Genomic DNA, 12,519 nt, shown 5'->3' on the forward strand with positions numbered 1-12,519 from the left:
GCTCACGGAGCACCGACCCACGGCTCTCGTGCACGGAGCAGCAGTGTTCCGCGAACGGAGCAGCGATGCTCCGGCGGGAGCACCGACCCTGCTCCCGAGCCCGGCCCATCCCGATGGAGTGATGCCATGCCGAACCGCCCAGCAACACCCGCGTCGCGCCTCTCGCGCCGCGGCTTCCTCGCCGCAGGAGCGGCCGCCGCGACGGTGCTGCCGCTCGCCGCGTGCTCGAGCCCGATCGCGGCCGGCCTGGCCGGCAGTGCGCTCAACCCCGAGACGCTCGTCTTCTGGAACCTCTTCGGCGGCGGTGACGGCCTCCGCATGCAGGCGATGGAGGACGGCTACGCAAAGCAGCACGGCGGATCGAGCTCACTGCAGGCCACCACGTTCGCGTGGGGCAACCCGTACTACTCGAAGCTGACACTGGCCACCGTCGGGAACAAGCCGCCGGACGTCGCGGTCGCCCACCTGACCCGCGCGAAGCCACTGTGGGACGGCGACCTGCTCGACCCGATCACGTCCGAGGACCTGGCGAGCGTCGGCCTGAGCGCCGCCGACTTCAACCAGAAGGCGTGGACGGCGCAGAAGACCGACGGCAACAACATCGCCATCCCGCTCGACACCCACCCCTTCGTGCTCTTCTACAACGTTGATGTGTGCAAGAAGGCGGGCCTGCTCGACAGCGACGGCAACCTCAAGGACCTGTCCGGCATGGACACGTTCGAGAGTGCCCTCGCCGCGGTCGCGAAGGTCACCGGCGGCACCGCGCTCAACGTCGCCAACGTCGTGCCGGAGACCGCCACCCCGTGGCGCTTCTTCTGGACGATGTACAACCAGATCAACGACGCGACCCCCTTCATCAGCGACGGCGGCGCGAAGCTCACCGTCAACGAGGACGCCTACAACGAGGTCACCAGCCGCACCCAGAAGTGGGTCAAGCAGGGCTGGATGAACAAGGCGCTCGACTACGCCACGGCACAGTCCCTGATGTTCGACGGCAAGGCCGGCTTCTTCATGCAGGGCGAGTGGGAGATCAGCACGGCGCAGTCCATCAAGGGACTGAAGTTCGGCATGGCCCCGATCCCGCAGCTCTACGACAAGCCCGCGACGCAGGCGGACTCGCACACCTTCGTGCTGCCGAAGAAGGACCGCACGCCGGAGCAGCGCAAGCAGCACATGCTCTTCATCAAGCAGATGCTCGAGCAGAGCCTGACCTGGGCCGAGGGCGGGCACGTCCCCGCCTACATCCCGACCTTCGACAGCAGCGCCTACAAGGAGCTCAAGCCCCAGTCGAACTACGCGGCCGCAGCCGAGACCGCCGTGTTCGACGACCCCGCCTGGTACGGCGGCTCCGGCTCGACCTTCGAGGGCACCGTCGGCGCCCAGCTGGCACTCGTGCAGCAGGGCAGCTCGTCGCCCGCACAGGCGCTCAGTGCCATCAAGTCGCAGCTCGCGACCTACCTGAACACCCCGAGCCCGCTGTGACCGGGCACACGACCGCCCGGCTCGTACGCTCCGGGCACACGACCCACGCGATCGCCGTGAACACCGCGCGAAAGGCACGATGACGTGACCACAGCACCTGTCCTCGACCGGCCCACGGACGCAGCCACCGCGTCGCGTCCGCGCCGGAACCGCACCTACGGCACCAGCCTCACCCGTGGCCAGGGCCGCAGCGGCTGGCTCTTCCTCGCCCCGTTCGGCTTGTTCTACGCGGCCTTCCTGCTCGGCCCGACGGTCTGGATGATCGTCTCGAGCTTCTTCAACACCTCGACCGTGCGCACGGGCCTCGGCAGCTTCGCCGGGTTCGCGAACTACGCCGAGATGCTCGGACGCTCCGACTTCTGGTCGTCGCTCTGGCACACGCTGCAGTTCACGCTGTACACGACGCCGCCGCTCGTCATCCTGGCGTTCGTCTTCGCCGTGCTGACGAACCGGATGAACCGCGGCCAGTGGTTCTTCCGACTGGCGTTCTTCCTGCCGTTCATCCTGCCGTCGGCGACGATCTCGCTCATCTGGGTGTTCATCTTCACGCCGGCGACCGGCCTGTGGGCGAGCATGCAGTCGGCGATCGGCCTCACCCCGGGCTCCGGCATGCTGTCCAGCCCGAACACCGCGATGATCGGTGTCGCGATCGCCACCGTCTGGTGGACCCTCGGCTTCAACTTCGTGCTCTACCTGGCCGGCCTGCAGGAGATCCCGCGCGAACTGTACGAAGCGGCCGCCGTCGACGGTGCGTCGAACTGGCAGCAGATCAAGTCGATCACGCTGCCGCTGCTCGGCCGCACCACGACGCTGGTCATCCTGTTGCAGATCATCGCGAGCCTGAAGATCTTCGACCAGGTGTACCTGATGACGAACGGCGGACCGGGCATCTCCACCCAGGTCTCGCTGCAGCTCATCACGGGCGTCGGCTTCACCGACAACCGACTCGGTGCCGCCTCGGCAGCGTCGGTGCTCCTGTTCATCGTGATCGTCGCGATCGCGGTCATCCGGCAGCTCGTCGAGCGCGCTGCCGCCAAGCGAGAGATCGGGGCCTGACATGACCGCCACCGAGAGCATCACCACCGGCCGCGCCAAGCTCCGCACCGGCGTCTCGGCCGCCGCCCCCGCGAACGCCGCCAAGATCGGCGTCTCCGGCAAGGGCTTCAACCTGGTCGCCGGGATCATCCTGATCGTCTTCGCGATCATCTGGCTCATCCCCAGCCTGTTCGCCCTGAAGACGTCGCTGTCCGACAACGGCGTCGCCGCCCTCGGCGCGAACTCGATCCTGTCGAACTGGAACCCGACGCTGCACTCCTACGCGGCACTGTTCCAGGCCGGTGACATCTGGAACTGGTACCTCGCCAGCGCCATCACGAGCGTGATCACGGCCGTCCTGACGGTCATGTTCGCCTCGATGGCGGCGTTCGCGCTGTCCCGCCTGGTGTTCCGCGGTCGGAACATCGCGTTCCTGCTCATCATCCTCGGCATCATGATCCCGACGCAGGTCCTGATCATCCCGATCTTCCAGGAGCTCAACGCCGTCGGCCTGCTGAACACCTACTGGTCGGTCATCTTCCCGCAGGTGCCCGCCGTGATCGCGGTGTTCATCTTCAAGCAGTTCTTCGACGGCATCCCGAAGGAGCTGGAGGAAGCGGCTCGCATCGACGGCGCCAACATCTGGAAGATCTACTGGTCGGTCATCCTGCCGCTGTCACGTCCGGTGATCGCCGCGGTGACGATCCTGACGTTCGTCGGTGTCTGGAACAACCTGCTGCTGCCGCTGTTCGTGCTGTCGAACCCGGACCTCATGACGATCCCGGTCGGGCTCGCCACGGTTCAGGGCAGCTTCGGTCAGCGCTACGCGGACATCCAGGCCGGAGCGATCCTGGCGGCGTTGCCGCTGATCATCCTCTACCTGATCTTCCAGCGGCAGATCGTGGAGGGCGTGACGGGTTCCGGCCTCAAGGGCTGACGCCACCCCACGACGGACGGGAGGCCCGGTGCCAGCTGGCACCGGGCCTCCCGTCCGTCGTGCTGGTCGCGTTCCGGGCGTACCTGGCGGAAACGGGCGTACCTGGTGAGAAGTTCCGTGACGGTACGCCCGGAAGCACCAGGCATCGCACACGCCATGGGAAGGAACGGGCACCGCTCAGGCGGAGACGGACTCCTTGGCCTCGTGCTTCCAGAAGCCCGAGAACGTGATGCGCGCCTTCGGCAGACCCGCACGGTGCAGGTGCCGGCGGCCCTCGGTGGCGAGGGTCGACTCGCCGACCACGAAGGCGTACCCGCGGTCGTCGACGGGCACGTGCCGCTGCAGTTCGGCGAGCGCGGCGCGGCCCGGGACGGCGTGGTGGTCGACCTCGTCGCGGACGATCCACGTGACCGCGACCCCGGCCGGTGCGTCGATCTCGCGGACGTCGCCGGCGGTGGGGACCTCTTGGATGATGCGTCCGACGGCGTTCCGGGGCAGCGATGCGGCGATGCCGAGCACGCCGGGCAGGCCGGTCTCCTCGGCCGCGATCACGATCTCGCTGGTGTCGTCCGGGCAGTCGAAGATGCAGCCCTGGTCGAGCATCGCCAGCTGGTCGCCTGGGCGGGCGCCGCAGGCCCAGATCGCGGCACGGCCCTCGGGCTCGCCGTCAGCGTCGGTGTGCACGACGAAGTCGATGTCCATCTCGGCGGTGCCGTCGGGCATCGGGCGGAACGCGGCGACGGTGTAGTTCGCGCAGTGCGGACGGACGTCCTCGGGGATGGCCAGGAACGTCGGCCACCACTTCTTGCCGTCGAGGTCCGGCATCCGGAACGCGTCCTGGTCCGGACGCCCGGTGAACAGGCGGAACCAGTGGTCGAAGCCGAGGAACGGGAACTCGTGCAGGTCGTCGCCGGTGACGGTGACACGCTGCATCGACGGCGTCGTGCGCTCGGTCCGCAGGACCCGGGCACGGAAGAGCCGGGGATTCTCGGGCAGGAGCCGCGGAGTCTTCGCCATGAGGCAAGGCTAACCTAAGATGTTCTCCGTGCCAGCCCCCTCCCCTGCCCTGGCTTCCGTCTCGGAGGCCCGCACCGCCGATGCGTCAGCAGCCCTCGGTGTCCACCGCACCGCCGTCCGTCGGCGCGTCCTGGTGATCGCCGGACTGGTCGTCGTGCTGGTCCTGGTGGCGGTCGCGAGCATGCTCCTCGGCAGCAACCGGATCGGCGTCGACCGGGTGCTCGACGGCCTCTTCCGGACCGGGTCGACCACCGACGAGGCGATCGTCTGGGGCTCCCGGGTCCCGCGCACGCTCATCGGTGCCGCGGTCGGTGCGGCGCTGGGGATCGCGGGACTCCTGATGCAGGGACACACGCGCAACCCGCTCGCCGACCCCGGACTGTTCGGGGTCTCGTCGGGCGCCGGGCTCGCCGTCGTCCTCGGCGTCTACGTGTTCGGGGTCACGAGCACCGGCGCGACGGTGTGGTTCGCCCTCGGCGGTGCGCTGGTCGCGAGCGTCGTGGTGTTCTCGGTGACCATCGCGGGCAGCGGGACGGCGAGCCCGGTGCCCCTCGCCCTCGCGGGCGCCGCCGTCTCGGCCCTGTTGGGCGCGCTGACCTCGTTCGTCGTCCTGACCGACCAGGACTCGCTCGACGCGTACCGGCTGTGGGTCGTCGGTTCCCTCGCCGCACGACAGCTCGACATCCTCGGGGCAGTGTGGCCGTTCCTGGTCGCCGGGCTGGTGCTCGCGATCCTGAACGTCCGGGCACTCGATGCGCTCGGGCTCGGCTCGGACCTGGCCAAGGGCCTGGGCGAGAACGTGCTCGTCGCGCGGCTCGTCGGGCTCGGGGCCATCACGTTGCTCGCAGCCGGTGCGACCGCCGCCGCCGGGCCGATCGGCTTCGTCGGCCTGACCGTGCCGCACGTCGCCCGAGCCCTCGTCGGCACCGGGCACCGGTGGACCCTGCCGGTCTCCGGGCTCGTCGGAGCGGCGCTCGTGCTGCTCGCCGACGTCGTCGGACGCCTGATCGGCGGGTTCTCGGAGGTCGAGGTCGGCATCGTCCTGGCCGTCATCGGCGGCCCCGTGTTCGTCGCCGTCGCCCGTCGCCGATCGCTGGTGTCCCTGTGACGGGCGCTGCGGTCCGCGCGCCCGGCCGTTCCGGTGTCCGCATCGGTCCGATCGGCCTCGCCTGGCGCCCGCGGGTGTTCTGGTACACGGTGGCCTCGCTCGGTCTGGTCCTGGCGCTCGTCGTCCTCGGTGTGGCGATCGGCTCGACCTGGATCGCCCCGGGCATCGTGCTCCGCTCCCTGGTCGGGCTCGAGACCGGCCCGGACGGCTTCATCATCACCACACTCCGGCTGCCCCGTGTCCTCACCGGAGCGCTCGTCGGGCTGACCCTCGGCATCGCCGGCGCACTGACCCAGACCTTCACGCGGAACCCCCTGGGCACCCCGGACATCATCGGCGTGACCTCGGGCGCGAGCGTCGGCGCCGTGGCGGCCATCGTGCTCGGCGGGGGCACGTACTCGGTGTCCTCGATCGTGCTCAGCGGCGGGATCCCGGTGGCCGCGACGATCGGTGCGCTCGTCGCCGCCGCCGTCGTGTACGGGCTCGGCTGGCGCGGCGGGGTGCAGAGCTACCGGCTCATCCTGGTCGGCATCGGCGTGAGCGCGACCCTCGACGCCGTGACGAGCTACCTGCTCGTCCGCGCCAAGATCACCATCGCGACCGCGGCGTCGCAGTGGCTCGTCGGCAGCCTGTCGAGCACCTCGTGGTCGAGCGTCTGGCCCTTGCTGATCGTCGCCGCGGTCGCGGTGCCGATCGCCCTGGCGACGAGTGCGGCGCTCGGCATCGGACAGCTCGGTGACGAGGTCGCGACCGGGGTGGGGCTCGCCGTCCAGCGGCACCGCCTGCTCGTGATCGCCCTGGCCGTCGTGCTCACCGCCGCCGCCGTCGCCGCCGCCGGACCGGTCGGTTTCGTCGCGTTCGTGGTACCGCAGGTCGGACTCCGGCTGGCCGGCACGAACCGTCCGCCCCTGCTGCTCGCCGGTCTGCTCGGCGCAGCTCTCGTCCTCGCCGCGGACCTGCTGTCCCGATCGGCGTTCCCGTGGCAGGTGCCCGTCGGCATCATCACGACCGTGATCGGTGCCCCGTACCTGATCTGGCTCCTCATCCGTCACCGCAAGGAGATGTCCCGATGACTCCCCCGTCGACACCCCCGTCCACCCCGGTCCTCGAAGCCCGCGGCCTGTCCGTCGGCTACGACCGGCACCCCGTGCTGACCGATCTCGACCTGCGCATCGAGCGCGGCACCGTGACGACGTTCCTCGGCGCGAACGGCTGCGGCAAGTCGACCCTGCTCAAGGCCTTCGGGCGCGTGCTGAAGCCGCAGTCCGGCGAGGTCCTGCTCGACGGTGCCCCGATCCGCAAGGAACCGAACCGCCAGGTCGCGCGGAAGCTCGCGATCCTGCCGCAGTCCCCCGTCGCACCCGCGGGCACGAGCGTGCTCGACCTGGTGATGCGCGGCCGCAACCCGCACCAGTCGTGGGCGAAGCCGTGGACCGCGGACGACGCCGACGTGGCGGAGCAGGCCATCGCGGCGACCGGGCTGACCGACGTCGCCCACCGCGACGTCGCGAGCCTGTCGGGTGGCCAGCGACAGCGTGCATGGATCGCCCTGGTGGTGGCGCAGCAGGCCGACACGTTGCTGCTCGACGAACCGACGACCTACCTCGACCTCGCGCACCAGCTCGAGGTCCTGCGCCTGGTGCGCCGACTCAACCGCGAGCAGGGCTCCACCATCGTGATGGTCCTGCACGACCTGTCGCTCGCGGCCCGGTTCTCCGACCGGCTCGTCGTCCTGCACGACGGCGGCGTCGCTGCCGACGGCGCACCGCACGAGGTGCTGACCCCCGCGTTGCTCGAGCACGCCTTCGGGCTGCACGCGCGCGTGTTCCCGGACCCCGTGACCGGTGCCCCGATGATCGTGCCCGAGGCCGACGAGCACGACCCGGCGCCGCATGCCGAACCGGACGTCGAACTGGCGGGTGCCGCGCACTTAGGTTAGCCTCTCCTAACGTGAAGCTCTCCCGACGCGGCTCCCTCCGAGCCACTCTCCTGACCTCCGTGGCCGTCTCGGCCCTCCTCCTCGCCGGCTGCTCGAGCACCGACTCGAACGACTCCGACGGTGACACCGCGGCGTCGAAGGCCTGGTCCTACGAGGACGCCACCGGCACGACCGTCAAGGTCGACCACACGCCGAAGCGCGTCGTCGTGCTGAACGACATCGCGATCTCGTTCATCGAGTACGGCCTGAAGCCGGTCGGCACCTTCGGCCAGCTGACCATGGCGAAGGACGCCCGCTTCGACGACCTGGACACCGACGGCATCACGCAGCTCGGCACCGGGTACGGCGACGTCGACCTCGAGAAGCTCGCCGCGCTGAAGCCCGACCTCGTCGTGACCTCGGTCTACCCGACCGACGAGAAGGGCACGCTCGACGACACGCAGCCCGGCTACGGCTTCAAGGACAACGAGCAGGAGAAGCAGATCGAGGCCATCGCGCCGGTCGTCCAGGTCAAGTGGGGCGGCAAGGGCGAGGACGTCATCGAGAAGATCGCCGACCTGAGCGAGTCGCTCGGTGCGAAGGAGTCGACGATCGAGGCCGCCGAGAAGCGCTTCGACACCGCCGGCGACGAGCTCGAGAAGGTCGCGAAGGAGCAGGACCTGTCGGTCGTCTCCATGTACGCCGACGGTGACGGCGCCTACGTCACCCGCCCGACCGACGAGCCGCTGCTGCAGATGTACTCGTCGTTCGGTGTCGACTTCGTGAACCCGAAGCCGAAGGGCTTCTACTGGGGCATCTACTCGTGGGAGAACGCGGGCCAGATCAAGGCCGACGTCCTGCTGCTGTCGCAGCAGGGCTACCAGGTCGCGGACCTCGAGAAGCAGCCGACCTTCGCCGACAACGCGGCGCTCGAGGCCGGCCAGGTGCACAGCTTCACCTTCCCGGCGCTCGACTACGCCTCGCAGGCCGGCTACATGACGGAGCTGGCGGGCTGGCTCGAGGACAGCAAGAAGTTGTCCTAGGACGCAACCAACGATCGGACGGGAGGCCCGTTGCCAGCTGGCAACGGGCCTCCCGTCTGTTCGGTGTCGCGTCTCGTGCACGTGACCCGCTGCTGTCGTCAGCCCGCCGGCAAGGCGGCGTTCACCGCGGTCTGCGCATCGCGCCAGACCGCTGCGCGGGACCCCGCGTAGGTGCCGCCCTGACCGTTCGAGTAGTACCGCAGGTTGTGCTTCCCGCCGTCGGTGTTGCCCTGCCAGTACGCGGTCACAGCACGCGAGCTCCCGCCGACCAACCACACCTGGTCGGCGGCGTCGGCCGTCCCGGTCTTGCCGAACAGCGTGGTGCCGTCCGGGGTCTGGCCGCCGCTCGCCGTGCCGCCTCGGAACGCGCCCTGCATGACCTCGAACGCCGTCGCCGCGGTCTGCGGCGAGACGGCCTGCGAGCAGGTGCGCGGCTGCCCGCCGAGCTCCGTGCCGTCCGGTGCGGTGACCTGGTCGATGACGACCGGCGCGCAGTACCGACCACCGTTCGCGACGCCCGCGTACGCCGCCGCCATCGTCAGCGGCGCGATGCTCTCGGTGCCGAGCAGCGACGCGGGGTTCCACGGCAGCTCGCCGCCGGCGGCCAGGTGCACACCGAGGCGCTTCGCGACGTCGCGGATGTCGCAAAGGTCGAGCTGCGCGGCCATCGACTGGTAGGCGGCGTTCACGGACTGGGCCGTGGCCGAGCGGACCGAGTACGGCCCCTTCTGGCCGGGCGAGTCGTTCTTCGGCTGCCAGAAGGCCGTCGTCTGTTCGCCGCACGCCGTCCACGTGCTCTGCGGGTGCGGGGTGCCGTTCACGACCGTGTCCGGGCTGCGGCCGGCTTCGAGCCACGCCAGCAGGGTGAACATCTTGTAGGTCGAGCCGGTCTGGAAGCCCGTCGAATCTCCGTCGGTCTGGTCGACGGCGTAGTTCAGCGACGTCGCCGTCGGTGGCGCCTGCTCCGACCGGTCGTAGTCGGTGTTCTGCGCCATCGTGAGCACCCGGCCGGTGCCCGCCTCGACGGTGTTCAGCGTCGCGCCCAGCGCCAACCGGGTCTCGGTCTTCGGGTCGTACCGGTCGAGCAGTTCCTTCTGCTTCGTGTTCAGGTCGAGGTCGAGCGTCGTCTGGATGCGGTACCCACCCGTCCGCCAAGCATCGGCGCGCTGCTGCTTCGTCGCGCCGAGCTGCGGCAGACGTTCGGCGACGCGCTTGGCGTAGTCGCAGAAGAACTCCGCCCCGGTCTCGACGGCCTCGCACCCCTGCTGCGGCGCGGTGATGCGCACGTAATCGGCCAGCCGCGACAGCCGTGCCGTGCGGTACTCGTCGGTCGTCAGGTGCCCCTGCTCGTGCATCGAGCGGAGGATCACGTTCCGCCGCGCAGCGTTGTCGCGGTAGTGGTCCGGCGTGGACAGGTCGCGGCGCTCCGGCCACTGCACGATCGCGATGAGCGATGCCGCCTCGGCCGGGGTCAGGTCGGTGGCGGACTTGCCGTAGTAGTGCTGCGCGGCCGACTGCACGCCGTAGGTCTGGTCGCCGAAGTACGCGATGTTCAGGTACGCCGTCAGGATCTGCTCCTTGGTGTACTTCTTCGCCAGGCCGATCGCGAGCTTCATCTCGGCGAGCTTCCGCTGGGGCGACCGCTTCGTCGCCTCCTTGTAGCCGGCCTTCTGCTCCTCGAGCGTCGGCAGCTCGCTCGCCCGCTGGATCTTGATGTTGCGCACGAGCTGCATCGTGAGCGTCGAGCCACCCGATCCGCCCTCGCCCTGCGACGCGGCGACGCTCACCAGGGAGCGGACCATCGATGTCGCGTCCACACCACCGGTCTCGTAGAACCGCTTGTCCTCGCCGTCGACCGCAGCGTGCTTCAGCTGGTCGCTGATCTGGTCGAACGACAGCTCCTGCCGGTCCTGCGCCCACACGTTCGCCAGGTGCACCGGTTCGCCACCGCGGTACGCCCAGACCTGGTTGCGCTGCGGCAGGTCCCCGATCTCGATGTGCTCCGGCAGCGACTCGAACACCCCGATCGCCGACGTCGTGCTCACCCCGGCGACCGCGATCATCGGCGTCACGCCGACCCCGATCATCAACCCGGCGAGCACACTGCCGCCCACGAAGCCGAGCGCGGCTCCCCCTGCACGTCTCATCGTCATCGCTCTGGATCCCCCGTGGTGCATCACCGCACCGATCTGGTGCTGTCGTTCGGGAGCGTCCCAGCCGATCTCGGGCGGTCGCCGGGACTTCGCCGCGGAACACCGCCGTGTCCGCTGGGAATGCGCCCGTCGTGACGGGATCGTGACGTCAGCGGGTCGAGTGGTCACCTTGCGTCGCCGGGATGGTGCCTGCGAGCAGGTCGAGCACGCCGTCCGGGAACACCGGGACGTCCGTGTCGACGGGTACCCAGCGCACCGGGCTGCCCTCGTCCAGCACCACGAGTTCAGCGTCCAGCGGCACCGCGTCCAGCTCCGCCGACCGGACGGCGAACACGTGGACGTACTCGTGTCCGGGCTGCCCCTCGTACTCGAACAGGTTCTCGAGGACACCGAGCAGCCGGACGTCGTCGAGGGCGACGTCGAGCTCCTCGCGGAACTCCCGGCGGAGCGCCTGGACCGCGGTCTCGCCGAACTCGATGCCGCCGCCGACGGCACGGTGGAAGCGGAGGTCCCGCACGCCGTCGAACGACTCGGACAGCAGCACGTGGCCGTCCTTGACCGGCAGCCCGACCGCGATGTTCCGGATGCTCCCCATCACGCCACTCTGCCACCGGTTCGGGTTCGGTAGGTTCGGACCATGCACGCCATCCGCTCGATCGTCACCCTCGCGATCGTCTTCCTCGGTCTGGGCTTCCTGCTCACCGCCGGTGGTTCCGTCTGGACGATCCTCACCCCGGACGGCACCGGCGTGAACTTCGCCGCGGGGTTCATGTACATGGGCGGCATGGTCGTCGGCATCGCCGGGATCGCACTCGGGGTCACCGCGCTCGTGGCCGTCGCCCGGTCGGCGAAGCGCTTCGTCCGCTAACCGGCGAGCGCCCCGGCGGCAGCGCCCCACCCGGTGGGGTCATCCCCCGGCGGGACGAACAGCATCGTGTTCCAGAGCACCAGGACGTCCCACCACGCGAGCTCGTCGGCAGTGAGCGCGCTCACCGAGCGGTAGCCGTCGAGCAGCTCTCGGTGGACCGCCGCGGGGACCGGGCCCCAGTCGTGGAAGAGCGTCCCGAGCAGGACGGCCGAGCGTGCCAGCTCGACGATCCTGTGATCGAGGCGCAGGTCCTCGAAGTCGATGACGGCGACGACGTCCGCGTCAGCGCACAGGACGTTCGCCGCTCGGTAGTCGCCGTGCACGATCTGGACCGGCAAGTCGTCGGAGGGCGCGGCCCCGAGCCGGCGTCGAAGCGTCCGCTGGACACGCTCCGGCAAGTGCATCGGCGCAGCCTCGAGCCACCCCTCGACCTGCTGCACGAGCGGGGTCGGTGGCGGGCGCACACCGGCTGCGCGCGCCCGATCGGGGCTGTCCCGCAGGGCGTCGTGGATGCGGGCGAGCGTCGCACCGGCGGCGTGGACCTGTGCCGGGTCGCGGACGTCCAGCAGGGTTCCGCCGATGACGTGCTGGAGACCCATCGAAACCCCGTCGTCCTCGACCTGCACCCGTCCGTCGGGTGTCGGCACCGGGGCGGAAACGGGCAGGCCGCGCTCCGTGAGCCACGCCGTGAGGTCCGCCGCGAACGCCAAGCGCTCGAACCCCTCCGGTGCGATCGACCACTTCAGGAGCATCCGGCCGCCAGCGGTCGAGACCCAGGCGAGCGCGTTGTGGTCGCTCATCACGATGCGCTCGCATACGACGACGCGCACGTTCCACCACCGCTCGAGCGTCCGGATGAGCCAGTCCTCGGCAGCGGCGACGTCCGTGAACCCGAAACGGCTCCGCAGCACCTCGGTGGGATCGGCTCGTTCCCAGAGCATCTCGAGGGTCATCGCTC

General features: G+C 69.9%; 12 protein-coding genes. 8 read left to right on the forward strand and 4 right to left on the reverse strand.

Annotation, left to right across the window (positions count from 1 at the left end):
• Window positions 1-126 precede the first annotated feature (126 nt).
• From EDF28_RS11180 to EDF28_RS11190, 3 genes are all read left to right on the forward strand, one after another.
• Entirely contained in the window at window positions 127-1,482 is a 1,356-nt protein-coding gene (locus EDF28_RS11180; protein WP_111086245.1) for an extracellular solute-binding protein, read from the forward strand.
• An 84-nt stretch (window positions 1,483-1,566) separates the two neighbouring features.
• A complete protein-coding gene (locus EDF28_RS11185) occupies window positions 1,567-2,538 on the forward strand; it encodes a carbohydrate ABC transporter permease (RefSeq protein WP_111086244.1) in 972 nt (323 codons plus the stop codon).
• A 1-nt stretch (window position 2,539) separates the two neighbouring features.
• On the forward strand, window positions 2,540-3,454 hold the full coding sequence (locus EDF28_RS11190; RefSeq protein ID WP_123938319.1) for a carbohydrate ABC transporter permease: 915 nt from the start codon (window positions 2,540-2,542) through the stop codon (window positions 3,452-3,454).
• A 177-nt stretch (window positions 3,455-3,631) separates the two neighbouring features.
• On the opposite strand, the gene EDF28_RS11195 is transcribed toward EDF28_RS11190, so the two are convergent.
• Window positions 3,632-4,471 carry a siderophore-interacting protein gene (locus EDF28_RS11195; protein ID WP_123938320.1) on the reverse strand — a complete coding sequence of 280 codons (840 nt, stop codon included), beginning with the start codon at window positions 4,469-4,471 and terminating at the stop codon, window positions 3,632-3,634.
• A gap of 28 nt (window positions 4,472-4,499) precedes the next feature.
• On the opposite strand from EDF28_RS11195, the gene EDF28_RS11200 reads away from it, so the two are divergent.
• The 4 genes from EDF28_RS11200 to EDF28_RS11215 are packed head-to-tail and all read left to right on the forward strand — an operon-like array spanning window position 4,500 to window position 8,540.
• Window positions 4,500-5,579 (forward strand): iron ABC transporter permease, encoded by a 1,080-nt coding sequence (locus tag EDF28_RS11200; RefSeq protein WP_235035880.1) that lies wholly within the window; start codon window positions 4,500-4,502, stop codon window positions 5,577-5,579.
• Window positions 5,576-6,652, forward strand: coding sequence for an iron chelate uptake ABC transporter family permease subunit (locus tag EDF28_RS11205; protein WP_243648873.1), 1,077 nt, complete (start codon window positions 5,576-5,578; stop codon window positions 6,650-6,652). Before EDF28_RS11200 ends, EDF28_RS11205 begins: the two co-directional genes overlap by 4 nt.
• Complete coding sequence (locus tag EDF28_RS11210; RefSeq protein WP_123938321.1) at window positions 6,649-7,518, forward strand: ABC transporter ATP-binding protein; 870 nt, start codon at window positions 6,649-6,651, stop codon at window positions 7,516-7,518. The genes EDF28_RS11205 and EDF28_RS11210 overlap by 4 nt, the downstream gene beginning before the upstream one ends.
• Before the next feature lie 11 nt (window positions 7,519-7,529).
• Window positions 7,530-8,540, forward strand: a complete 1,011-nt coding sequence (locus EDF28_RS11215) for an ABC transporter substrate-binding protein (RefSeq protein WP_123938322.1) — start codon at window positions 7,530-7,532, stop codon at window positions 8,538-8,540.
• 98 nt (window positions 8,541-8,638) lie between these two features.
• Here EDF28_RS11215 and EDF28_RS11220 read toward each other — a convergent pair whose 3' ends face one another.
• Together EDF28_RS11220 and EDF28_RS11225 are read right to left on the reverse strand one after the other, a co-directional pair.
• Window positions 8,639-10,693 (reverse strand): transglycosylase domain-containing protein, encoded by a 2,055-nt coding sequence (locus tag EDF28_RS11220; RefSeq protein WP_260154885.1) that lies wholly within the window; start codon window positions 10,691-10,693, stop codon window positions 8,639-8,641.
• A gap of 148 nt (window positions 10,694-10,841) precedes the next feature.
• Complete coding sequence (locus EDF28_RS11225; RefSeq protein WP_123938323.1) at window positions 10,842-11,288, reverse strand: NUDIX hydrolase; 447 nt, start codon at window positions 11,286-11,288, stop codon at window positions 10,842-10,844.
• Between the two features lie 42 nt (window positions 11,289-11,330).
• Here EDF28_RS11225 and EDF28_RS11230 point away from each other — a divergent pair, with 42 nt between their 5' ends.
• Window positions 11,331-11,561 (forward strand): hypothetical protein, encoded by a 231-nt coding sequence (locus EDF28_RS11230; protein WP_123938324.1) that lies wholly within the window; start codon window positions 11,331-11,333, stop codon window positions 11,559-11,561.
• Here EDF28_RS11230 and EDF28_RS11235 read toward each other — a convergent pair.
• Window positions 11,558-12,514: a phosphotransferase enzyme family protein gene (locus EDF28_RS11235; RefSeq protein WP_123938325.1), complete on the reverse strand. Its 957-nt coding sequence runs from the start codon at window positions 12,512-12,514 to the stop codon at window positions 11,558-11,560. The genes EDF28_RS11230 and EDF28_RS11235 overlap by 4 nt on opposite strands.
• Window positions 12,515-12,519: the final 5 nt, after the last annotated feature.

Origin of the sequence: Curtobacterium sp. PhB137, assembly GCF_003814955.1 — a bacterium.
Lineage (GTDB): Bacteria > Actinomycetota > Actinomycetes > Actinomycetales > Microbacteriaceae > Curtobacterium.